21 protein-coding genes and 3 pseudogenes are annotated in these 24,483 nt (G+C 35.4%); 11 read left to right on the top strand and 13 right to left on the bottom strand.

The features are described from left to right. From dltD to dltX, 5 genes are read right to left on the bottom strand one after another with little or no spacing between them, the layout of a single operon-like run. Positions 1-1,179 (bottom strand): D-alanyl-lipoteichoic acid biosynthesis protein DltD, encoded by a 1,179-nt coding sequence (gene dltD, locus AC3ANL_RS22615; protein WP_488326596.1) that lies wholly within the window; start codon positions 1,177-1,179, stop codon positions 1-3. Continuing rightward, the gene (dltC, locus tag AC3ANL_RS22610) at positions 1,179-1,412 is read right to left on the bottom strand and encodes a D-alanine--poly(phosphoribitol) ligase subunit DltC (protein WP_488326595.1); all 234 of its coding nucleotides are present in this window, start codon (positions 1,410-1,412) and stop codon (positions 1,179-1,181) included. Before dltC ends, dltD begins: the two co-directional genes overlap by 1 nt. Positions 1,413-1,429: 17 nt before the next feature. After that, complete coding sequence (dltB, locus tag AC3ANL_RS22605; RefSeq protein ID WP_488326594.1) at positions 1,430-2,578, bottom strand: D-alanyl-lipoteichoic acid biosynthesis protein DltB; 1,149 nt, start codon at positions 2,576-2,578, stop codon at positions 1,430-1,432. Next, positions 2,575-4,095 carry a D-alanine--poly(phosphoribitol) ligase subunit DltA gene (gene dltA / locus AC3ANL_RS22600; RefSeq protein WP_488326593.1) on the bottom strand — a complete coding sequence of 507 codons (1,521 nt, stop codon included), beginning with the start codon at positions 4,093-4,095 and terminating at the stop codon, positions 2,575-2,577. The genes dltB and dltA overlap by 4 nt, the downstream gene beginning before the upstream one ends. Before the next feature lie 10 nt (positions 4,096-4,105). Next, positions 4,106-4,198, bottom strand: a complete 93-nt coding sequence (gene dltX / locus AC3ANL_RS22595) for a teichoic acid D-Ala incorporation-associated protein DltX (protein ID WP_231507736.1) — start codon at positions 4,196-4,198, stop codon at positions 4,106-4,108. Between the two features lie 238 nt (positions 4,199-4,436). On the opposite strand from dltX, the gene AC3ANL_RS22590 reads away from it, so the two are divergent. Further along, positions 4,437-5,267 (top strand): STAS domain-containing protein, encoded by an 831-nt coding sequence (locus tag AC3ANL_RS22590; protein ID WP_488326592.1) that lies wholly within the window; start codon positions 4,437-4,439, stop codon positions 5,265-5,267. A 164-nt stretch (positions 5,268-5,431) separates the two neighbouring features. On the opposite strand, the gene AC3ANL_RS22585 is transcribed toward AC3ANL_RS22590, so the two are convergent. After that, complete coding sequence (locus AC3ANL_RS22585) at positions 5,432-6,280, bottom strand: DUF1206 domain-containing protein (RefSeq protein WP_488326591.1); 849 nt, start codon at positions 6,278-6,280, stop codon at positions 5,432-5,434. Between the two features lie 146 nt (positions 6,281-6,426). Between AC3ANL_RS22585 and AC3ANL_RS22580 the strand changes: the two are divergent. Then, positions 6,427-6,615: pseudogene (locus tag AC3ANL_RS22580) on the top strand (MaoC/PaaZ C-terminal domain-containing protein); the annotation flags it as partial. A gap of 298 nt (positions 6,616-6,913) precedes the next feature. On the opposite strand, the gene AC3ANL_RS22575 reads toward AC3ANL_RS22580, so the two are convergent. Together AC3ANL_RS22575 and AC3ANL_RS22570 are read right to left on the bottom strand one after the other, a co-directional pair. Beyond that, positions 6,914-7,174, bottom strand: a complete 261-nt coding sequence (locus AC3ANL_RS22575; protein WP_488326590.1) for a hypothetical protein — start codon at positions 7,172-7,174, stop codon at positions 6,914-6,916. 296 nt (positions 7,175-7,470) lie between these two features. Further along, positions 7,471-7,911 (bottom strand): annotated as a pseudogene (locus AC3ANL_RS22570) (cell wall hydrolase). 884 nt (positions 7,912-8,795) lie between these two features. Here AC3ANL_RS22570 and AC3ANL_RS22565 point away from each other — a divergent pair. Beyond that, positions 8,796-9,122, top strand: coding sequence for a VOC family protein (locus AC3ANL_RS22565; RefSeq protein WP_488329809.1), 327 nt, complete (start codon positions 8,796-8,798; stop codon positions 9,120-9,122). 218 nt (positions 9,123-9,340) lie between these two features. After that, a complete protein-coding gene (locus AC3ANL_RS22560; protein ID WP_488326589.1) occupies positions 9,341-10,213 on the top strand; it encodes a YitT family protein in 873 nt (290 codons plus the stop codon). Positions 10,214-10,463: 250 nt separating this feature from the next. Here the strand turns inward: AC3ANL_RS22560 and AC3ANL_RS22555 are convergent, their stop codons facing one another. The 3 genes from AC3ANL_RS22555 to AC3ANL_RS22545 all read right to left on the bottom strand — a co-directional run bounded on the left by AC3ANL_RS22555 (position 10,464) and on the right by AC3ANL_RS22545 (position 13,493). Further along, the gene (locus tag AC3ANL_RS22555) at positions 10,464-11,222 is read right to left on the bottom strand and encodes a CPBP family glutamic-type intramembrane protease (protein WP_488326588.1); all 759 of its coding nucleotides are present in this window, start codon (positions 11,220-11,222) and stop codon (positions 10,464-10,466) included. 379 nt (positions 11,223-11,601) lie between these two features. Next, a complete protein-coding gene (locus AC3ANL_RS22550; protein ID WP_488326587.1) occupies positions 11,602-12,867 on the bottom strand; it encodes an MFS transporter in 1,266 nt (421 codons plus the stop codon). After that, positions 12,864-13,493, bottom strand: coding sequence for an isochorismatase family protein (locus tag AC3ANL_RS22545; protein ID WP_488326586.1), 630 nt, complete (start codon positions 13,491-13,493; stop codon positions 12,864-12,866). The genes AC3ANL_RS22550 and AC3ANL_RS22545 overlap by 4 nt, the downstream gene beginning before the upstream one ends. A gap of 440 nt (positions 13,494-13,933) precedes the next feature. On the opposite strand from AC3ANL_RS22545, the gene AC3ANL_RS22540 reads away from it, so the two are divergent. From AC3ANL_RS22540 to AC3ANL_RS22520, 5 genes and pseudogenes are all read left to right on the top strand, one after another. Further along, complete coding sequence (locus AC3ANL_RS22540) at positions 13,934-16,213, top strand: transporter substrate-binding protein (protein ID WP_488326585.1); 2,280 nt, start codon at positions 13,934-13,936, stop codon at positions 16,211-16,213. Positions 16,214-16,478: 265 nt separating this feature from the next. Next, positions 16,479-17,867: pseudogene (locus AC3ANL_RS22535) on the top strand (aminotransferase-like domain-containing protein). A gap of 111 nt (positions 17,868-17,978) precedes the next feature. Beyond that, complete coding sequence (locus AC3ANL_RS22530) at positions 17,979-19,277, top strand: MFS transporter (RefSeq protein WP_488329808.1); 1,299 nt, start codon at positions 17,979-17,981, stop codon at positions 19,275-19,277. A gap of 270 nt (positions 19,278-19,547) precedes the next feature. Beyond that, positions 19,548-20,375, top strand: a complete 828-nt coding sequence (locus AC3ANL_RS22525) for a DUF418 domain-containing protein (RefSeq protein WP_488326584.1) — start codon at positions 19,548-19,550, stop codon at positions 20,373-20,375. Then, the gene (locus AC3ANL_RS22520; RefSeq protein WP_488326583.1) at positions 20,368-20,796 is read left to right on the top strand and encodes a DUF418 domain-containing protein; all 429 of its coding nucleotides are present in this window, start codon (positions 20,368-20,370) and stop codon (positions 20,794-20,796) included. Before AC3ANL_RS22525 ends, AC3ANL_RS22520 begins: the two co-directional genes overlap by 8 nt. 236 nt (positions 20,797-21,032) lie before the next feature. Here the strand turns inward: AC3ANL_RS22520 and AC3ANL_RS22515 are convergent, their stop codons facing one another. Beyond that, positions 21,033-21,443 carry a MerR family transcriptional regulator gene (locus tag AC3ANL_RS22515; RefSeq protein WP_488329807.1) on the bottom strand — a complete coding sequence of 137 codons (411 nt, stop codon included), beginning with the start codon at positions 21,441-21,443 and terminating at the stop codon, positions 21,033-21,035. A gap of 371 nt (positions 21,444-21,814) precedes the next feature. Between AC3ANL_RS22515 and AC3ANL_RS22510 the strand changes: the two genes are divergently transcribed. Together AC3ANL_RS22510 and AC3ANL_RS22505 are read left to right on the top strand one after the other, a co-directional pair. After that, positions 21,815-22,855: an NAD(P)-dependent alcohol dehydrogenase gene (locus AC3ANL_RS22510; RefSeq protein ID WP_488326582.1), complete on the top strand. Its 1,041-nt coding sequence runs from the start codon at positions 21,815-21,817 to the stop codon at positions 22,853-22,855. Positions 22,856-23,288: 433 nt separating this feature from the next. After that, positions 23,289-23,870, top strand: coding sequence for a sugar O-acetyltransferase (locus AC3ANL_RS22505; protein ID WP_488326581.1), 582 nt, complete (start codon positions 23,289-23,291; stop codon positions 23,868-23,870). A gap of 142 nt (positions 23,871-24,012) precedes the next feature. Here AC3ANL_RS22505 and AC3ANL_RS22500 read toward each other — a convergent pair whose 3' ends face one another. Further along, entirely contained in the window at positions 24,013-24,414 is a 402-nt protein-coding gene (locus tag AC3ANL_RS22500; protein WP_488326580.1) for an NUDIX hydrolase, read from the bottom strand. Positions 24,415-24,483 lie beyond the last annotated feature (69 nt).

Genomic DNA, 24,483 nt, shown 5'->3' with positions numbered 1-24,483 from the left:
TTATTTTTGTTTTTCAAATTGGAGAATCCCTTTGTCAACCGATACCCATCCTTTATACCCCAGATGGATGGTATCCTTAAAGAAATATTTATCGTACTCATGACCTGATAAATCTAACACAGGAAATCCGTTCTTTTCAATTTGTTTTTTAACCTTCACATAATATGCCTTGCGTCCTTTGGTTGGAAAACCGGTATAATCTGACCAGTAACCATTAACGGGAATGGAAACAAATAAAGGTTTTGCATGGGCTTCTTTTAGTACATCGAGGACCAGTTGCAGATCTTGATATTGTTTAGATTTTGCATAACTTGCTCCCTTTTTATACTCATGAAGTTTGTCCAATTTAGGTTGTAACATGGCTTTATAATACAAATCATTCACATAGAACGGATTAGTTGTTGCTCTTTTGGCAGCCATATGGCCGGCAGCGTCTTCAAGCTCAGCCCAAGATTTATTCTGTGTGAGGGCTGGTTTTGGATGAAGCTTTTTCAAATGGACATCTAGTAAAGAAAGAATTAAATCTCTTCGTTCCAACAAATGTAAAAATCCATAAGCAAAGGGCTTGATGACCATGGCTTTGGTTTGGTGCCAATGATCATGATATAAATTAGCCTCCAACAGAGAAGAAAGGATCCAATCACTTTTTACTACATTAAAGGCTAAAAGGCGTTTGGATCCTTCTATCACTAATGGATGATTCACTTTTGGGTGTAACGCAAATTGGTACCCTTGTAAAACAGAAAAGTTGGGTGCAAAGTGGGATTCATCCGAGCCTTCAGGCACAAACCACTGCGGTGATAAGACGAAAACGATTCTTTTGCCTTTTAACTCATCCTCATGAGCTGAAAAGTTTAAAAAGTGAATGAGTGGCTCAGTGCCCCCCCTTCCAACTAAAAACGGTGTGAAGCCATGTGGATTCACATGAAAATAGTTTGATGGATGAAATGGGTCTAATCGAGCCAATTCAGAAGAACCATAAATAGGCAAATAGGCAGGATTTTCTAACATCTTCTGTTGAACCAAATATCCTTGAAACATGTTTGGGTCTAATCCTGCGGCATCTCGCTCCACCAACTTTTCATTAATTAACGGCAGTAACCATTGGGCTGGAAAAAACAACAGAATCGAAAATAAGATAACTGCCACAATCAAGGGTTTAAAGGAGGAGCGGACCATTACCGATTCTCCAATTGACCAATAATGGCATTCGGAGTATTCCATTCTTCTCTTTCAAAATCAGAAATCCCCACTGTGATCTCTAAACGTTCTTCAATTTCAACAAGCAATGAAACCGTTCCGAAGGAGTCCAATAGACCTTCCTTAAATAAATCGATATTTAAATTTTCCCTTACAATATCCGAATCACAAATCTCTTCTAAAATATCCAATACTGTCTCTTTTATTGACATGATAATTCCTCCTAATATTAAAATAATCGACCGGAAAAGATTAAAAATCCAAAGCAAATGAAGTGGAAGGTGATGACGATTCCGATTGCATGTGTCCATTTATTCTTTTTCCAGAAAGAATGTTTTTTGTTTTTTCGTTCAAACCAATCAAAACTGATGATTAAAAGCGCATGATATAATCCATACACAATATAATGAAGTTCCGGACCGTGCCAGATACCCATTAATAAAAAGAGAAGCAGATAACCAAGATAGGAAATGGTGAAACGGTTTTTGATCCACTTTTTCTTTTGCATCATGAAGGCAAATCGCATGTACACGTAATCCCGGAACCAAAATGAAAGTGACATGTGCCAACGGTTCCAAAAGTCTTTAATATTTCTGCTCAAAAAAGGAAGATTAAAGTTTTCAGGCGTCTTAACCCCCATAATATAGCTGAAACCGATGGCAAAGTTGCTATATCCAGCAAAGTCAAAAAATAAATATAAACTGTATAGATACATATAACTAATATCGGACAGCAGCGTATGGTTTTGGATAAAAAGGGTTGAAATTAATTTACTATTGATGAGAAATCCGATAATAAATTTATATAAAAAGCCTAAGAAAATCTTATTAATGCCCTTATAAAGAAGCTCATGATATTCTTCTCTGGAAGGAACGGCAGCTATATCCTTTTTAAATCGTTTAAAACGGTCAATTGGACCTGAGGATATGGTTGGAAAAAACAATAAGAACGAAAGTTGTTCTTTTATCGTCAAAGATTTTAATGAACCATCTCGAATATCAATTACCATTTGGATATTTTTAAAGGTTAGATAAGAAATTCCTAAAAATCCAAACCAGTTATTCAATTCGAAAGCAGGCAAGATTTTTATTAACAATAATGGGATGATGGAAAGAAAAATAGCAAGATAAAAAACAAGTGACGAATTTTGCTTTGATCGATACCGTATATAAACCGAAACAAGGATGATCTCCCAAATGACATAGGCAATAAGGGAATACGCTTGGTGAAGGTCAGCTGCGAATGCCAGAAAAAGAACGACAACCGTAACGAAAGCGTTATACCAGCCTAACCTTTTTTGTCGGTATCCCGCTGCTACGACAGGGATTAGCAAGATGCCAACAATCATAAAATACAGTAAAGTTGCATAGGGCGTCATGCAGTAACCTCTTGTAATACTCTTTTTCGGTCAACCTTGCCGTTATTCGTCATGGGAAGAGCTGAGCGATAAACAAACTTTCTCGGTACCATGTATTGCGGTAAAAGAGCACGCAATTCTTTTTTTAATTGACTGGTAAGGTGAAATTCCTTTTCATATTCATGTGGAGCTGGGACGATCACCGCTGTCAAAAATTCGCATTTCCCGTCTTTGTAATTAGGTACAATCATTACGCTTTGCACTAACGGCAGCGAAGAAAGCTGGGCTTCAATCTCTTCTATCTCCATTCGGTATCCATTCACTTTTACTTGGAAATCCATTCTTCCTGCGTAAAATAACATTCCATCTTTTTTATAGCCAAGGTCTCCTGTTGTATAAGCAGGCTGCCCATTAAAGACAAAAAAGGATTGACGAGTCAAATTGGGTTGATTCAAATACCCTTTGCTCACATGAGGACCGGTTATAATGATTTGACCTTTTTCCCCATCTGGTAGTTCATCAAATGATTCCGATAAAATATAAACTTCGCCATCTTGTTTCGAAATGCCAATTGGCAATGATTCGTACGTTTCGATTAAAGAATCATCCACTTTGATACTTGTTGCAGCAACGGTACATTCAGTAGGACCATACGTATTGAATATAGTCGCTTTTGGGAACCTCTTTCTCAATTTTAAAGCTGTTCCATTTGGTAAAGCTTCTCCGCAAAATAAAAATGTGGTTAATTCAGGAAGTAGAGATGCGGAAAACTGTTCATCTGATAAGCAATAGTCCACAAAGGATGGAGTAGACGTCCACACATTCGCGGAGGACTTTTCAAGCGATAAAAATAATTCTTTAGGCGCTGCGACATACTCTTTGGGCAGCATCCAAAGGGTTCCTCCTAAGAATAAACTAGGGTACAGATCCATCACTGACAAATCAAACGAAAAAGGTGCTTGGTTTAAAAAGACTTGATGGTTTGCTAACCCGAAATCATTCGTCATCCAGTGAGTAAAACTCATTAAATTGTTATAAGAAATTTGGACACCTTTTGGATTTCCTGTGCTCCCTGAAGTATAGATGATATAAAAGGTTTCATCATTGAGAACATAATAATCGGAAGAAACGGTTTTTCCTTGATTTTTTACAAGAGCATCTCGTAAACGATCTCCATTCAAACGTTGGGATAGATGTTCCAATCCTACTGGAGGCAGATCAATAGGAGATAACATCATGTTCGCCCCAGAATCTTGGATAATTCTTGCAATTCGATCATCTGGAATAGAGGTATCAACCGGAATATAAGGATGACCAGATTTAACGCATGCTAAAAAACACACAAGCATCAAGGGTTCCATGTGACCATAAACCACAATAGGAGTAGAATCATCCGGCAAAAGATTGTTTAAAAAATAAGCTAAAGACTCGGACATATCATAAAGCTGCCTATAGGTAAGGCTCTCATTTCTGCATGAAAAAGCGGTCTTTTCAGGATATAATTCAGACCATTTTTGAAGATTTGAATAAAGATTCATGGTGTCACCTCTAAAATTCGTTATAAATAAAAGTGCCGGAATTTTTAAATCCATAAATGGTTAATAAGCCTAACAGAATTAAAAAATAAAATAACAATCTCATCATCCACCTTGTGGCAGGATGACAGAATAAAGATTTTACATGATGAAAAAGTGAATTCATAAATGCCTCCTAACTGGGAAATAAAGCACTTACTGATTTTACTATGAAATTCGATTTGTTTTAGAATTTTAATCAAAATTTAATCCTAGGTGTATGGCGGATTAGTGAAATTGACGGCAGTGTTTTTTGATTTTAAGGTATAATTTTAATAGTATGGAATAAGGAAGGTGAAAAATAAATGAGACCACAAAATCAAGTAGCAGCCTATTTCACAAACAATGAATCTTTACTGGCATTACAAATTGTTGAAGGTGTTCTTCAAAGGATGAATCTTGTCATTTCCGAAGAAGAAAAGCAGCAAGCTATCGAAATGTATATAGAACTTTTTAAGTTTTTAGGAAAGTCGATCTGGGAGGATTCAGAAGGAGTACCAGAGGACCTTCTATCATGGAGCAAAAGGAATGCAGATCAGCAAGTCGCTTCAGGCGGAAAAATATCAGAGATTGCAGTTAGGTATCCGCCTACTAGAGAAGTCTTTACAGATCTGATAACCAAACTAAGTGACGATTTTGGGATTTCATTAAAAGAAAGTATATCTATTATTAAAAGGTTTAACTCAATCCTTGATGTCAGCTTAAACGAAACAATTCTATCATTTGAAATGCTTTCCGAAAATTACAAGGAAAAGACTAAGAGAGAATTGGCAGAACTGTCGGCACCTGTTGTTTTGATTCAGGAGGGTGTCGCGATACTGCCATTAATCGGAGAAATAGATTTTTATAGAGCCAATTATATTTTAGACAAGGTTGTTCCGAAAATCGCAGACCTGCAATTACAATATATTATCGCAGACTATTCAGGTATCTTAAATCTTGATCAAGAAATTGCAAGTTTTATGAGAACGATTGGAGACATTCTTATTCTATTAGATATAGGACTCATTGTTACCGGTCTGCGGCCTGAGCTTGCCATGACTGTTGTAAAAAATGGAATTGACATGTCTACCATTAAAACATTTGCTCATGTTAAACAAGCGTTAGAATGGATTAACTTAAATGGAAAAGTTTAAACCATGTGAACTAAGTTAGGTAAACTACGGGGGCATTACTGAAAGATCCGGCTGAGGTTGATTTTAATTTAGCTGTATATTCTCCCTTCTCCTCAGCTTATAGAAATGAACTGTTTCCAACGCTATTATGCTCATCCGTGTTATGGGACGCATTTGACATCTAATTAATTTCCATCATAGCCAAAATTCATATGCTGATAGCGTCCTTGAATAATTTGGTAGACGCCATATAAAATTAGTCCAACAGCCACTATAGCAAGTAAAAACTGGCCGAATGGCTGGCTTGCTAATTCTGTTAAAGCACCGCCAAGCCCTTTTGATTCATTGGGATTATGAGTATATGCTGTGCGAATGAAGAAAAAGCCGACCATACTCAGAACAATCCCTCGTGAAATCAGACCTAGTTTACCTGACAATCGTGCGATTTTACGTTCCTTATCATTCATTTCATAGGTTTTGAATTTAGACATGAATTTCTCTTTTACACCACTATAAAGTTCATAAACACCATATCCAATAATAATTGCCCCTACTATTCCAACTACCCATACGCCAAAAGGCTGTTCCATTAATTTAGCCGAAATCGTTTTCCCCGAATTGTCACCACCAGCATCCCCCGTGTGACTAGCTAATTTTATTGCACCAAATGCAACATTCGTATAAATGACCCCACTTATTAAATAACCAGTTCTTCTAATCAGACCTTTAGCATCAGTACCTTCATTTTCAGGATCGTTAATCGCTTTAATAAAATCCCATAAGATGTAACCAATCAAACCAATTCCGATAATCCATAATGCAACTTCACCAAAAGGCATTTCGGCGATTGATTGAAGTACTCCAGATGTCCCAGTCATATCGCCTCCGGGTCCGGATGCTGCTAAAGTTGCTAGTATCCCAATCATGCTGTACACGATACCTTTAGCCATATAACCTAAACGACCAAAACGACGCACCCATGGTTTCACTTTTCTGATTTTAGCATTTGCTTCTTGTTTTGACGGCGAATTCATATAATGTACACTTCCCCTACAATTAACTTTTTATATGAGGTTCCCGTTTCACCGTAAAAAGAAACAACCATCCCATAAAAAAGTTTGTGATTGCTGGATTAAAACCTGTTTATAATCATTAAGAAGATATAACCGGAGGAAAGTAAAAGGCAAATCAAGACAGGTTTAATGGAGTTATTGCTTCAGGTATACATACGCTAGCAATTTCTTTTAAGCTTTGGGTTGAAGAAGGTTTCTACGGTGATGATGTCATTGCTGGAACTCTGATGAATAATATTAAATTTATAAAGCCTGTGTATCCTGAAGAGGAATTGCATATTATGGTTGAGGTTATTGTTTCTTATAAACCTCCAACTAAATTTGAATCATCATAACACGCACAAAAAAACCATACAATATTATCATTGTATGGCAAACAATATTAAGTAAGATCGTTTAGCAAACGCTTAAGGATCATCAATTCTTGCTCAAGCTCTTCAAATTTAAATCCAAATAATCAGCCAGTTCTCTCTGTGTTGTTTAAGCAGTACACACTTTCCTTTTAATAAAAAATCTTATGCGGTAGTGCGATATTGCATAGCAGGAACGTATAAACTTCAAGCATAAAAAAAGAGGAAAGTATTTCTCTCCTTGTTACTGAGGTTCATTTCCGTGAATAGGCGAACCAGTTGAAGTGTGTTCATTTACCCAATCAAGAGATACCTTCGAAACGGCTGACCAATTAGGAATTTGGTTGCTATGTTGCTCTACCCAGCTCATGCAATATTGGGGATCTATGCTCTTTTCTAGGCATTGGGATAAGAAAGACTGAATGTTTTCCTCAGTACAGTTTTCCCATGAATCACACGTTTCAGCCCAAATACGTTCCATTTCCTGTTTAATATCGTTTACCATATTTAATTCCTCCTTAATTAAATCTACAAAATAAGTTTGTCCAAGGAGAAGAAATATATTTACAGAAGAGGTTCGATGTAGACCGAAACAGTTCGATTAGGAGAGTAATGTAACCAGAACCTTTAGCACAATAAAAAAGTCACTAAAATTGCAGCTGGATCTTCAACTCTTGCACCCGTTGGCTTAAGAACAATATTTCACAATCTTGCTTCTTGGATAAAAGCTATTACTAAAATTTTTATTTTATTTTGTGTAAATATTCTAAATATTTAAAAAAGCTTACTCAAAGAGTAAGCTTAACCGCGATAAACACTATCACATGTTCCAGCTTTTGGTTCATAATAACAATGATTTTTAAATGGACCAGAATGAGGTTGACCGTACCAGGTTGGAGGGCATGGAGCATGTGGATTAAAATACCAAAGGGCATATTTCCCTGGGTGTTGTCTCCATTAATCCAAATTCTGTTTTGCTAATCTTCTTTCAGCAGTTCTCGCTCTTTGATAAAATACATTTCCTTTTTGAACAGCCTCAAAGGAAAAATTTCCTCCTTTTACTTGAAAAATAACTTGGTTAACTGTTCTTAAACCTTTAAAATCTATACAATTTGCTACTAGACGATTCACAATTACATTTCCAACATATAACATTCCCTGTTTTCCTTCACCTTCGGCTTCTGCTCTCATCATCCTTGCCATTAAGTCAACGTCTGAACTTCGGTAACTTACTCTAGGCATTTTTCCACCTCCAAAATATAGTATGAAAAAAAGCCTACATTCATGTCATAGTTTATATAATAAGAATGCTTAGTTTTTAAAGCTTACAGTTTTTAAGTAAAATGAAAACTATTGCATTCTTTTTATACCATTATTCAACTAAATACGACGTTAGCTAAATAAGAAAAAGCCGCTACAACGGCAGCCACTTCCTTACCACTTACTTCCTAACCTGTTTAGATATTACCTACAGACATTACAATCTTTGAGAATCCATTGATTTACAGGAAGGACATTGAGCGTTAGGTATACTCATTTCTTTATGTACCCATTCATATTGACAACTAGAGCAGTGTAGAACTGTATGTTTTTTCTTGAACTCTATTGATTCATTCAAATATCTCTCATAATCTTGGGGGTACATATCTGCTAATGTACGAAATACAAAATTTCGATCACACTCAGTTCCGTCCCAATATTCTTTACCATTTTTATACTCAATCATTTCTAACACATCCTACTACTTTGTCTACAGTCTTATATTCATAATAGCACAAAATTTGGTAAAATTTGTCTTGCTATTCTTGTTAAACTAACCTGACCGTCACTTTAAGTACAATTTTCGTAAGTTTATAATTATAGTCAAACATGCGGACGACTTATGGGCAACAGTCAACCCTTACCAAAAAATATCATCCATAGGTGGGAAACGGTCTATTTCTATTTCCGGCCACATGGATTTACGGATTATCATAGTTTACAATAAAGGTAAGTAAATGTTTGAAAATTCTAATAGATTGAGGGATGAAATTGGCAATGGGAGAGAAAAAGAATCCAAATATGTTAAATCTGTTAAAGATTCCGAGTGGAGAAGATGTCATTATTGGACGAATGTATATAGGGGAATATTTTGGAGGACTAAAAATCTAGATGCTATAAAAAAATGGTACAGTGAAGTGTTGAAGATTGAAATAGAAAATTGGAATGGGACTATTATTAAACCCCATTTAGGAAATGAGACGATCTTTTCTTTCTTTACTGAAGATGACCTTTACTTCCCAACAGAACAGCAAGTGATGTTAAATTTCCAAGTTTATAATCTAAACGAGACGATTAAGCATCTTGAACAAATTGGAGTACCTCTTGCAAAGGAAAAAGAGATGAGTGAATTTGGTCAGTTTATTTGGATTAAAGATCCAGAAGGTAGACTAGTTGAGCTCTGGGAGAAATAACGGGTTGTAATTATTCATATTTTGTTGAACAAACAGGTGCTTGAGCGAAACAAGGAGTTGTAGTTGCAGCTCCTTTTTCTTGTTGGACTAATGTGGCAGGTTAGTGGCCTGTTGTTTAATAAGAGGTTCCTTGTTTATATCTACTACGGCCCAGCACGGAATAGTAAAAAGATTTTGTGGTACACTTAAATAACAAAAAACATAAAGGGAGGAATTATATGAATACAATCAACAAGAGAAAGCCCAATAAACTAAAAATGATTTTACGAGGATTATTGGTAATTATCGGTGGATTTATAGCCGCATATGGACTAGAAACAGTATTAATCCCAAATAACGTATCAGATGGCGGTGTGACAGGTTTAAGTATTGTTGGCTCAAAACTATTTGATCTACCGTTAGGTGTCTTAATTGCTGTCATAAATATTCCGTTTATATGGCTGGGTTATAAACAAATTGGGAAAAGTTTTGCGCTTTTTTCGATTATCGGAATAGTTTCATTAGCTGTTGGTACAAGCCTACTGCATCACACACCGGCTATTATTGAAGGAGATACTTTGTTAATTACGGTTGTTGGTGGTATTATTCTTGGTTTTGGGATGGGGTTAGCCTTGCGTAATGGTGGTGCATTAGATGGAATTGATATGCTTGCTGTACTGCTAGCTCGTAAATTACCGTTTGGGACAAGTGATTTCATTCTTTTTTTAAATGTATTTGTATTTATTGTTGTTTCAACCGTATTCGGCCTACAGGGGGCGATACTTTCGGCAATAGCTTACTTTATTGCTTCTAAAGTAATTCACATTGTTGAAGAAGGTTTAAGCGGATCAAAAACCTTTCAAATCATCACAACTGAACCTGAAACAATGGTAGAGACAATACGTGACCGCTTAGGTCGCGGTGCAACTTATAAAGAAGCTTATGGTGGCTTTTCTCACGAAAAGTTTAAAGAAATCACCTGTGTAATCAATCGCTTAGAAGAAACCAAGCTAAAGGAAATTATAAATGAAATTGATCCAAAATCATTTGTTACAGTATATGATGTAGCAGAAGTTAAGGGAGGTAATTTCAGAAAAAATAATATTCACTAAATAAAAGTTTGTGAACAAATACACTTACACTAACGAGTGCAATACTTTAAGATCCAGTTGCCAAAAATTCTTGGCGGCTTTTTGTTATTAAGCTAACGAAGCAGGGTAGTTTCATAAGCAATACTGAAGTTTTTAACATAATCATCCCAATTATGTGTTAAAAGCAGTGTGATTTCATAAGAAACACACTGCTTTTATAGTTTATTTTTCCTATGTGGGTACCTCAAAAGAGAACTACTTAGAGTGTAACCTAGCCGATTTTTTCAAATTTGTTTCGCATCAAAAATATAAATAGAAACATAAAAAGGGGAATCATATAACTGATTGATTCTGTAATGAAGGTCGTCGATTGGTCTCGTATCAGAAGAATTCCTCCACCTGAACTTCCAAGCGTTCCGTTAAAGATCCCGTAACAGACGTTCAGTCCCCAATGAATGCCTGTATCTGCCCAAATGGAGCCAGTTTTATAAATCGCATACGTAACCGATAATCCAAGCACAAGAGAAAAAAGAGTGTTCCATAGGCTGAATCCTTCATTCCATGAATCATCAAGCGCATAAATTGCAAGAGAGATGAGAAACACCCATTTCATTGGTATTTTCCCTTTTAAATGTCCGAATACATAACCTCGAATAATAATGTCGTTTAAAAAGGAACCGACCAAAAACGTCAGCATGATCATGAAAAGTGTTAATAACAATTGAGGAAACGGTTGTATTCCGGTAATCCCAAAGCCATGAAGGAGATATTGTATAGCATATTTGACCAGCCAAAAAGAAAAGCCGATGACAAACCCAAGCATTATATTCTTTGACCATTTGGGATGAAAGCTGATTCCGATATTTTTATATTCTTTTGCCTTGGTTAGAATTAGGATTCCTTTCAATAATGGAAAAAACAAAAGGACTAATAAAACCTGTAGCCAAAATTGACCTGATTTTGCAATTCCAATGTTCAAATACAAATCCAGCACAATGAAACCTGCCAATACTTTACCGAAATAACCCATATGTATCTCCTTATTCTTTTTATTCTTATCATAAGAATAAAACAAGGCGATGCCTAGTCTTTTTTTCGAATTGATATCCTCCGCCAAACAATTCCTCTAATGTTCTATCATATGGTTGCTGAATTCTTTTTCAGCAGTCTACTTACTTTTCTTAAAACAAAATTATTATATATTTTATACCTTAGCCCAGAATATACCTGAGGTGAGAAAATGGGGAAAATCTTGATGCCCTTAATTCTACTGCTTTTTATTTCGCCAATATTCTCACTGGGAATCGGATTATTGAATTGGAAAAGCTATTCAACTAACCTGTCCCGTTAGTGGAACAGGAAAAGGGATCGCCGCAGCAATCCCTTTCTTAAATTCAAGCACCCGTTAGTCAAATTTTATTCTCAACAAGATCAGGTTTTACAGAATAATCAATGTTGTTTTTTATCTTACCTGGTGCAGTTTCTTTTATAAACAAACTTATTACAAAACATACTATTAATCCAAATAGTGCGATATATATTGTATTTTCAATTCCATAATTTTGAGCTATATAGCCTGCAAAAGATGGCATTATTCCTCCACCGAATATTTCCCCAACTCCAATTGGTAAACCTGCAGCAGAAGCGATAAGAGCTGGTGGAACAGATTCAGTAGTGATTGGTCCAGCTAATAAGCATAAAAACCCAAAAACACATGTTGCAATAATAAAAAGTAATGCAAACAAAAGTACAGGAGCACTTGAAGTATTAATAAATAAAAAGATCATGATAATAGAGATAACACAAGCACCAATCGCAACGGGTTTTCTACCAAGGCGATCAGAAATTGCAGGTAATAAAAGTTGTCCCACAAATCCCCCAAAACCTATAGCTGACATAATAAAGCCCATTTGTTTCATATCTAGCTTTAAGTAATCCGTCAAATAACTTGGGACCATTGCGCTTAAACTAAATACTCCACCCATAACAAAACATAGACCTAATGTTCCTAAAACTACATTTCTATATTTAAAGACATCTTTCCATCCTTGTTTCTCTTTTTTAATTACTACCACTTCTTCTTTTTCATTATATTCAGGCTCTCGAACAACTCGATATAAAAGAAATGCTATAACGATTCCTGGTATTGCAACAAGTGCAAAAACCCAATGCCAAGAAGGTACAACACCTAACAATTGAGTGGCTATAATAGGACCGAAACCCAAGCCGAAAAGTGCATAGGTACTTTGTTGAAAACCCATATTTAAACCGCGTCTGCTTGGCTTGGATGCTTCTGATGTGGCAGCAATACTAACTGGACAGAAAGCGCCTTCAAAAACCCCCATGATCGAACGGATAAATAATAAACTCATTAGTCCTCCTGCTAACCCTGTGACACCAGCTAGAAGAGAAAATACTAACATTGAAACAATTAAGATTCCTCTTCTTCCAATTTTATCTGAGAGCCGTCCCATGAAGATGCAAAATAATCCAAAGGTGACCCCAAGTATAGCAATAACATTACCTAGATCTTGATAGCTCAAATTTAAATCCTTCATCATTTCAGGGAATAAAGGGGTAATTATCCAACGATCTAACCCAACTAATCCAAATCCGAATGCTAATAATAAAACCGCTTTCCATTCATAATTAGAATTCCATGATTTTGTTTTCATTTTGTAACCCCTTCGATCTCAGAACAAAGTTCGTTTGTGGTCATAACTCTTCCAAATGCTTTACTCATTATTTCTAAGGTAGCATTATGAGAAGCTTCATCTAATCCACCGTTGCCATCACTTACAAATACCACCTTAAAATCTCTCATAAATGCACTACGAGCTGTACTTTCACAACAAATATTTGTTACAGTTCCGATAATAATAACCGTATCTACTTTATTTAAACCTTTTATAGTACGAATAACTGTTTCTAACTGAGTGTTGTGAAAAGCGTCGTATCTATGCTTTAAAATATGAGTTTCATGTGGTTGCATAGAAAGTTCATCAACAATATCAATTCCATTAGTACCTTTTCGTAAACCAGATTCTTTGAGTTTGGGAATATAAAGCATCTCTAGTGGTGAAACTTCATATTCATCGTATAATACCTGGCTAGTAAAGATGACTGGAACGTCGTTTTCCCTACACTTATTAACGATTTTAGCCATGTTAGGTAAGTATTCTCTTGCCATAGGAACTTCCATTATTGCTCCTTCACGAACAAAGTCATTTTGCATATCAATTACTAAAAGAACGGCTTTTTCCTTTTCAAACTCCCATGGTTTTTCAACTGCTTCAATCATATTAAATCCTCCTTAAAAATAAATTATAGATTTTACATCTTTATATTGAAGCAAGTTTTATGCCAATCTATTAAAAAAACTAATGATGATGATAGTTTTAGGCCTAAATCTATGCATATAAATCTTTAGATTTTGACGTCAGGCTCTGCATTCTTCTTGCTTTTAGTGAAAAATTATACGGACCATTTATTTAGTGATAGCTATTTAAAATAATATGATCACACTCTTAAAATGGATACTACTCACAATAGATATATCTCAATTCATAAAAGAAGTGTTCAATTATGAAACAAAAAATTCAGATAATAATAAAAAATCAGTAAAATATATTGACTTTAATTAATATTTAGAATAATGTTTCAAAATAGAACATGTTTAAATATGGTACATAAAGTGGGGGGATTTACCTGAATAAGATTAAAATAGGTTTATTATTTTCATTGACCGGAATAACATCATTTACTGAACAAGGTCAATATCAGGCTGCCCTTTATGCCCTAGAAAAATATAAAGACACTAAAGCAAAAGATGAACCTGATTTTGAATTTTTCCTTAGAGATATTAAATCCGATCCATATGAAGCTAATATTCAAGCTAAAAGTTTGTTAGAGGATGGAGTGAAACTCTTTATTAGTGGGTCAACTTCAGCCTGTCGGAAGTCGATTTTGTCTATCATTGAAGAAAATGATGGATTACTATTCTATCCCCTTCTCTACGAAGGTCAAGAAACTCATCCGAATGTAGTTTATACTGGAGAAGTACCTTATCAGCAAATTAGACCCATGATTGATTATATCGTTCAAAATTATGGTTCGGACATTTTTTTAATCGGATCAGATTATATATTTCCTCGTAAATCAAACGAACAAGTCCGGGATTACGCCAATAAAAGAGGAGCAAATATTGTTGGAGAGGTTTATCTTCCTTTAGGAACAACTAATTTCCCAAATGTTATCAATCAGATAAAATTGAAAAAACCGAACGCAGTCTTATCAACATTAGTTGGAAAAAGTATTGTTCATTTTTACCGAAGTTATTATAAGCATGGTTCTTCACCTATTTTTAGCCCTACCATCACAGAAATCGAAGTAAAAGCCATTGGATCTAAGTATATGGAAAATCATTATGGATGTAGTGGATATTTCCAATCATTAGATACCACCGAGAATCAACAATTTGTAAAAGAATATAAAGAGCATAATGGCAGGGAACAAGTCCTCTCTTCTAGAATAATGAATACCTATATTGCTGTACAAATGTTACTCCAAGCTATCTGTAAGTGTCGTAGTACTTCTAGATCTCGTATTCTAGAGGCTTTAAAGGGCAATAACTTTTTAACACCTGCGGGTATTGTTAAAGTAGATCCTACATTTCATTTAGAAAGACCCATTCGGATTGGGCGTGTTAATCAGAATGGGCAATTTAATATCTCATGGGACTCGGACAGTACCGTTCCTGCAAAAGTGATTCATTCGTCTGTAGAAAGTCTAGAAACAGATGTAAATTGGCCAGCAATTCTTGATACATGGAGTGAAGATAATAAGATAGCCAGTGTAGTATTAAATTCCGAAAGTAAAATTATTTATATTAATCCAGAAGCATATCAGATATTAGGATTAAGAATAGGTAACTATGTGGATGTTAACTCTCTTTATAAATTACCTTCTATAATGTCTTTTAATATGAAAATTTTAACGAATGAATCCTTTTATATTATAAATTTAACTGAAAAGACAGAGTATATTCCTAAAGAACAACATAATGTGGAATTTGCCTTTGATCGAATTCAAACGAAAAACTCGTTATTTATAAAAGAACTATCGACAGCTAAAATTGCTTCCCAATCAGATTCTAATATTATTATTCTTGGAGAAACGGGATCTGGAAAAGAAGTGCTTGCACGTTCTATCCATAATCAAAGCCCTCGTTGTAATGGACCTTTTATTGCTATAAATATGGGGGCAATTCCTAAAGAGTTAATCCATAGTGAATTATTTGGATATATTGAGGGCTCATTTACTGGTGCAAGAAAAGGGGGAGCTATGGGGAAATTTGAAGCAGCTCATAAAGGAACCCTTTTTTTAGATGAGATAGGTGAAATGCCACTTGATATCCAAGTGTCCTTATTAAGGGTGATTGAGGAAAGGAAGGTTACACGTATTGGCGATGTTAAAGAACGCCCAATAGATATAAGAATTATAGCAGCTACAAATAAAAATCTTAATGAAGAAATTGCCTATAATGGTACCTTTCGTTCAGATTTGTTTTATCGTTTGAATGTTTTTTCCATAACTATCCCACCATTACGTCAAAGAAAAGAAGATATTCATAAATTGGCCATTACCTTCTTACAAACATTAGGTGAAGTTTATAAAACTGGGCAAAAACAGATTAGTCAGAGTGCATTAAAAATTCTTCATGATTATCAATGGCCTGGAAATATTAGAGAATTACGTAATGTGATAGAATATGCGTTCCATTTTATAAAAGAAGGTGTTCTATTAGATGATATACATTTGCCACATTACCTTCAGGAACAAAAATTAAATGATCAGGTTTTGAATACATCCTTACAAAGTATGGAGCAAGATGTAATTATTCAAGCGCTTCAACAAAGTGAAAGTATAGTTGAAACAGCAGAGAAGTTAGGTATATCTAGAGGTACTCTATATAGAAAGATGAAAAAGTGGAATATTCCAAGGTCATTATTAAGAAATTAATCTATATAAAATTTTGGTAAGAAGGATTACTGCTACTATAATCTGATTACAACATTTCAAGTCCTTCACTTATATGACGGGTTTAATAGAATTCAATCAATTTTCCTTTTTTGGGAAGATGTGAAACAAGAAAATCCAGGGTGTGATAGGCGTCGGTAATTAGAGATTATAAACGATTCCCTAATAGGCATAAAATACAATAGAAAATTATAATTGTTTTATAAACGGCACAATCATATAATTGTGTGAAAAAAGGATGCGTATCATGCCAATTAATTCTTTTGAAAACTATCCGATGAGCTGGAAGCCATCGATTGATAAAACTGAAAAGCCTATTTATCAAGCACTCGAAAGGCAATTGGAACAGGATATACTAAACGGAGTTTTGCTCCCTGGAACAAAACTTCCTCCACAAAGAGAACTGGCTGATTATTTGGGATTTAAATTTAAGTACCATTTCAAAAGCTTTTAAAGTTTGTGAGTTAAAGGGCTTGCTAAGTGCATCAGTGGGAAGTGGGACATTTGTATCGTATGATGCGTTATCGAATGCGTATTTACTTGAAGATACAAAGCCGAAGCACTTAATTGAAATGGGAGCAACACTTCCAGATCATGCTTCTTACGAGCCACTGCTACTGCAGCTAAAAAGTATGCTTCAAGAGACAGATTATGAAAAATGGTTTGGTTATGGTCGAGCAGGCGAAAGCCTTTGGCAAAAGGATGCAGCTATAAAGCTAATCCAAAGAGGTGGGTTTGAAACAACCGTTGATCACATTTTATTTGCAAATGGGGGTCAAAATGCGATTGCTGCTACCTTGGCAAGTCTTTGTAAGCCTGGAGATCGCATTGGTGTTGACCATCATACGTACCCTGGCTTAAAAACTGTTGCAGCAATGCTTAGTGTGCAAATCGTACCGATAAAATCAGAGAACTATGAAATGAGTCCGACGTCCTTTGAATATGCGTGTAAAAATGATAATATTAAAGGCATTTACTTGATCCCAGTTTATCATAATCCCACAGCCACTTTTATGTCTGTTGAGAATCGAAAAATGATTGCAGCCATTGCCAAAAAGTATAAACAGTTCGTTATTGAAGATGCATCGTACCATCTTCTCAACAAAAAACCACTTCCAGCAATCGCATTATTTGCCCCGGAACAGGTCATCTATATTGCAAGTTTATCCAAGTCATTAGCACCAGGGTTACGACTAGCCTATGTAGCAGTGCCGAGTCAATTCAAGGAGCCGATTTCAAAGGCACTTTATAACTTAAATATAACCGTGTCCCCGTTATTAGCAGAACGAACTGCACGTACGATTGTATCGAATCAATTTGAAGTCTTAATTGAGGTCATCGGGAACAAACCATTCGTAGAAACCATATCGTAAATCAATATTTGGGTGACTATACGTGTCTTGGCGTTGAAACAGGCATCTTTCGTTGGCTGCTATTACCAGGCAAGATTACAGGTGCTGATTTTGAAACGTTAGCTGCACAGCAGGGAGTACAAGTATATGCGGCTGAACGTTTTGTAGTTGGAAATAGTTGTCCAGAAAGGGCTGTAAGGATTTCTGTCTGTGCACCTAAAACAATCGATGAGCTGGAGCAAGGATTGATGATCCTTAAACGTTTGCTAAACGATCTTACCTAATATTGTTAGCCATACAAATATAATATTGTATGGTTTTTTTGTGCGTGGTATGATGATTCAAATCTAGCTGGAGGTTTATCAGAAATAGAATTTTCTAGAAAGGTAGGGTAGATAATGTTACATAAAGATAATGTAAAAGCGTTAGACGTTCAATCTGCTTGGTTACAAGGCTACATTAATTCTTTAGAAAAACAAAAATCGTTATACAAGCGTACATTATGGATTGTAAGTATTTCACAAATTTTTGGCGGTGCGGGGTTAGCAGCCGGAGTGACTGTGGGGGCACTTCTTGCACAGCAAATGCTTGGGACTGATGCGTTTGCTGGAATTCCCTCCGCTTTACTTACTTTAGGCTCAGCAGGAGCAGCATTATTTGTTGGGAGACTGTCTCAACGTTATGGCCGTCGGACAGGTCTGACAGCGGGTTTTATGATCGGTGGACTTGGGGCAATTGGAGTCATAATGGCAGCAATCATAAATAGTGTCTTCCTTTTATTTGCTTCGTTACTTGTTTATGGTGCAGGGTCAGCAACCAATTTACAAGCTCGTTATGCAGGTACGGACTTAGCAAATAGTAAACAGCGAGCCACTGCTATAAGTATTACGCTGGTTTTTACAACATTTGGTGCCGTTGCAGGTCCAAATTTAGTGAATGTGATGGGGGATTTCGCGCTTTCTATTGGAGTCCCATCACTTTCCGGTCCTTTCATTTTAGCAGCAGCAGCTTATATTTTAGCAGGTCTTGTCCTGTTCATATTGCTTCGTCCAGAACCGTTAGTTATAGCAAGAGCAATAGAAGCGGCCAAACAGGAACGTAACGATAAAAGACAATTGGCAACAACTGAACATATAGAAAATAAACGAGGAATAATTGTTGGTGCAACGATTATGGTCCTTACTCAAATTGTAATGGTAGCTATTATGACAATGACGCCAGTTCATATGTTGCATCATGGACATAGCTTGGGTGCAGTGGGTCTAGTTATTGGCTTTCATATAGGTGCCATGTATCTCCCTTCACTGGCTACAGGTGTCCTTGTTGATAAGTTGGGGCGTACTGCGATGGCTATTGCTTCTGGAACTACGCTGCTTCTGGCAGGATTAATAGCAGCATTTGCACCAGGAGATTCTATGGTTCTTCTAGTCATTGCTCTTTCTTTACTAGGTTTAGGATGGAATTTTGGATTGATAAGTGGGACCGCACTTATTGTTGATTCAACTGAAACTTCCACACGGGCTAAAACTCAAGGTACAGTGGATGTTTTAATTGCGTTGTCAGGAGCTGCTGGCGGAGCCTTGTCTGGAATGATTGTAGCAGGTTCAAGTTATCTAACATTATCAGTTGTTGGAGGGATTTTATCCTTATTACTAATTCCAGTGGTAATATGGTCTCGTGGAAGTAAAAAATAAAAATAAACAAGAAAATCGCAGCTCCTGTGGAATTGCTTATGACTAACATTAAAATATGGAATGTATGCTCGTTCGAGTCAATTTCGTAGAGACTCTTAATAGAAATGCGAAGCTGTCATCGAGGCAGCTTTTTTCATTGTAACGGGGATGAATCGTTGAAAAATGTACATAGCATATGAGATTGTAAATTTGCAAATTTCCTTAAAGCATATTAAAGAAAATTGATCATAATATAATAAATATTAAGTTAAGCTACGGAGGAAATATTTAATGATAGATACAAATGGAGTTAGTGAAAATAGAATTGTATTATTAGATGGACTTCTTGGATTTGCATTGTTTGGAATATTTTTAATTAACATAGCTTCATTCACTATTGGTGGTCCACCTGGATTTGTTGAAAGCAATAATTACTTTAGCAATTTAGTCACAGCATTTTTGCTTATCTTTGTTGAATCAAAATTCTTTACGCTCTTTTCATTCCTATTTGGGATTGGTTTTTCTATTCAATTACTAAGTGCAAAAAACAAAAATAAATCATTTTTTCCACAATTCTCACGTAGATTAGCAGTTTTATTTATATTTGGGTGTGCACATATTTTTTTTCTTTGGGAAGGAGATATACTACTACTCTACTCTATGGTTGGAGTAATATTACTTTATTTTAGGAGATCTAGTGAAAAGACAATGATTAAATGGATTATTGGGCTTCTTATCATTCCTATAATAATATTGACGATAGCCCTTATTACTATATCAATACTTAGAACAATTCCAGAGTTAGGGATGAAAATAAAGTTAGCTGAGGTTTCATTTATAAATGAATTTAAAAATGCACAAGAACATACAATGGAATCTTTTTTAAACAGCTCCTATCTAACATTAGCAAAAGAAAGATTTTTCGGCTATTTGGGTCTTTTTCCTTTATTACTTTCAAGAGTTCCTTCAGTTTTAGCAATGTTTTTATTGGGATATTTAGTTGGTAAGAAGAGATATTTTTATAATTTAGATAAAAATAAAAAACTATTATTAAAGATTTCAAAATGGGGTCTTGTTGTAGGTATACCCACTAAACATCTTTATAATTGTAATGTTTAAGATACTTCCTCCGTTATCGAGCGTAATAATTTTATTTTATAACCAATATCTAACTGGCCCTATATTATCTTTAAGTTTTGCATCGTCATTTATTTTATTATTTAACCACAAATATATTAATAAATTATTAAAATATTTTATTTACACAGGTCGTTTATCATTATCAAATTATATATTTCAATCTATCATATACTCATTCCTATTTTATAAGTATGGTCTGGGTCTTTATGGGAAAATAAATACTTGGCAAGCAGTTATTATAGCAATTTTTATTTATTTTCTTATGATTTACATAAGTAAATGGTGGTTATCTTACTATAGAATGGGGCTGCTAGAATGGTTTTGGAGAACTCTAACCAAGTTAGAATTCCAGACGCTAAAAAGAAAAGATAAAGGCTCTTTAATTAAAAGAGATCAATAAAGTCGTATATTCCATAATCGGGCGTTCTTGTTGACCTAACTCTTTAAGTTTTTGTGCAGCCTAGTAACCCTTCTCTGGATCCCGGCTTGTTAAAATCCCCTTAAAACCATTCAAAGCCAATTGTTTGACCAGCTCATATCCAATTCCTCGATTCCCGCCGGTGACTAGGGAAATTTTTATCATTTGACATTTTAAAACCCCCACTAACTTCCACTAATTTAGGATAAAGTTAAGTTTTAATTAGTAATCTCAATTTTATTGTTTTTATGAACATCTTCCGTTCCTGCATCCAAAGCAGTCTTGTAATACCAACATTTATGCTCGATGAGTTCCATTGTTTTTTTTAGCTCTTCCATCTGAGTTTCTACACTTGCTTTTCTATCCATAAACAAGGCATATCTTTGCTGCAGCGTAGAATCCCCGTCAGTACACCAATCAATGAAATTTTTAATTTCCTTAATAGGCATTCCGGTTGATTTTAGACATTCAATTATCTTTAAAGCGTCGATATCGGATTCTTTAAACAGTCTTGTTCCGCTGGCTGTCCGTTCTACAAAAGGCATAAGTCCCTCTTTGTCGTAGTAACGCAAGGTATATACTGTAAGATTCAATTCTTTTGCAACTTCACTGATAGAATATGTCTTCAACATTTATCTCCCTTTCATAACAATTTAGACCTAGAGTTAACTCTAATGGTGTAAGAGGAATTTATCATGGTATTTGCTGAATGTCAAAGTCAATTTAAAGGAAATTAATAAACTGCTTGTTTTAATAATTGTAAACTAAACTTTAAAAAAATTTGGTTAGATTGATAGATGATTTGAAACCTATATGGTCGAGAAGATTTAAAAAAATATAAAATAATCACTTGACCTAGAGTTAACTATAGGTATTAACATTGTTTTGCAAGAGAAAAAGTAGGGGTAGAACTAATTAGAGGAAAATTTAACTTGAGTTCATTTATACCCGGCCCAAGAGCACCCTCTTGAAAAACTATAAATTATTGGAGGTTTTATTTATGATAATTGCTAAAGCACGAGCTGTAGACGGTCCCGACAAACCATTTCGAGCTGCTGAAATTAAAAGAAGAGACCTTGATTTGCATGATGTTCTGATTGAAATTAAATATGCAGGGATATGCCATTCTGACATCCATACTGCTCATGGCGAATGGGGCCCAGTGAACTATCCACTCGTGCCTGGACATGAGATAGCGGGAATTGTCACCGATGTAGGAGCAGAGGTCACAAAGTACAAGGTCGGTGACCGGGTAGGGGTCGGATGTATGGTTGACTCATGTGGGGAATGTGAGAATTGCCGTAAGGGAGAAGAACAATACTGTCTCAAGGGAAATATTCAAACCTACGCTGGTGTTGACAAATACGGCGAGCCTACTCAAGGCGGCTATTCTACCCATATTGTCGTACAGGAAGATTTCGTACTCAGAATTCCTGATAGCATTGAGTTTGATGTCGCAGCACCATTGCTTTGCGCAGGTATTACGACATATTCTCCATTAAACCATTGGGGAGCTGGTCCAGGTAAGAAAGTTGCGGTTGTAGGTATGGGTGGTCTTGGTCATATGGCTGTCCAAATTGCACATGCTATGGGTGCTGAGGTCACCGTTCTATCACAAACATTGAAAAAAAAGGAAGATGGTTTGAAATTAGGCGCAGGCCATTACTATTCCACAAGTGACCCGGTAACATTCGAGAAACTTGCTGGATACTTTGACCTTATTATTAATACGGTAAGTGCAAAGATTAACCTGGATGCATATTTAGGATTGCTTACTCTTGATGGTACTTTGGTAAATGTCGGTGCTCCTGCAGAACCGTTGTCACTAAGTGTAATAAATTTGATCGGTCATCGCCGTTCATTTGCAGGTTCAATGATTGGTGGCATTCGTGAGACCCAGGAAATGTTAGACTTCTGTGCGGAGCATAACATTGTTCCTAAAATTGAAGTTATTTCGGCTGATCAGATTGATGAAGCCTACGAACGTGTATTAGCTTCTGATGTGAAGTATCGATTCGTAATTGACATTAGCACAATGTGAGTTCGGTTAAGGAAGCCCCCAATTTTGTGTCTAAAAAAGGGATACTTTGTTCACCTGGGACAAGAACAACGAGAAAATAATATCAGATCATATGTCAATTAGTGATATGATTGTTCGTCCAACTGTTCAGTCAATCTAAATATATAGATTGAATTAGGGCTCTATTCATACTTTTTCCTCTATGCTACTTTATTGGATGTAGGATAGAGGAAAAAGTAAAAACTACTCCATAAAGTGGAATGACTTCATCGATACAACAATAGACAAATAGTCTCACAAAGGATGATTTTATAAAGTGCTTACCTTTGAAAGTAAAAACACAATACCTGTTAATCAATTGTTCTTAATAAATGATTAACCTAAAATTTGGTGAAACTACATGTAAAATTGACTTTGCTTATTAATAGCAAAAAAAGATAGGTGGTTTTTAAAAATGAACATGAAAGAGTTTATTGATTTTTGTAAGAAAGGTAATCCAATTTCAGGTGAGGACAAAGAATTACATGGGTTATTAACTCAATGTAGTTATGAAGCCCAAAAGATAACAATGGCATTAAATAATTCCTATCATTCAAGAGAAGAAATCGTAGAGACTTTTAGTGAATTGACAGGTGAAAAAGTGGATTCGTCTTTTATGTGTTTTCCGCCATTTTATACAGACTTTGGTAAAAATATCACTATTGGAAAGAACGTGTTTTTAAACACAGGATGTTCATTCCAAGACAGAGGTGGAATCACTATTGGAAACGGTTCTATGATAGGCATGAATGTTACGATTGCTACACTTAATCATGGGTTATCCTTAGAAACAAGAAACACAACATACCCCTCTCCAGTCGTAATTGGCGAAAATGTGTGGATTGGGTCAAACGCAACAATACTACCCGGCGTAACGATTGGGAACAACTCTGTTGTTGCAGCAGGAGCAGTCGTAACTAAGGATGTCACTGAAAATACTGTTGTTGCAGGAGTGCCAGCAAAAGTTATAAAAATAATTAATAATAATTTAGAGTAAAAACTTTCAAATTGTACGAACACATCATAATCCATGCTTGGGTTGAACAGCATTCAGGACAAAAAAGAATTAGTTTGTCATGAAATATTCACCTTTTTATGAAAAGCATCCTGTCCGTTTTCTTCAAAAAACGATATATCTTCTATGAAAGAAATTTTTTTGAAGAAAGGCAGGGGTCAATAAAAGATTTTTTATATATGTTTATAATAGGTAATGTAACACTATCCCATTTTTCTTTATCATCTATTGAAACCCAATCTACTTCAATAATGTCTTCATTATCCTTAATATCTCTGTCAATAAATGATTTACCCCCTGTTATTTCAGCCAAGAATGTATATTTTCCTGATCCACTAAGAAAGAGATTTTTTATCTTTATAGAATAGCCAGTCTCTTCTCTAATTTCTCTTATACAAGCTTCCTCTGGTGTTTCCCCTTTTTCAATTCCTCCACCGGGAAAATTCCAAACAACCGCACCGCGCTGAACATGTTGTTTTACCATTAATATTTTTCCGTTCTGATATACAAGTCCTTGAGAAATCATATATTTTCCCTTCTCTCCATTAATATATTTAGAATTCAATTTTTAGTTCAGATATCCTGTTAAACTAAT

The organism is Neobacillus sp. DHD-1R, assembly GCF_057747995.1.
This window is presented reverse-complemented; position numbering and strand designations above follow the sequence as displayed.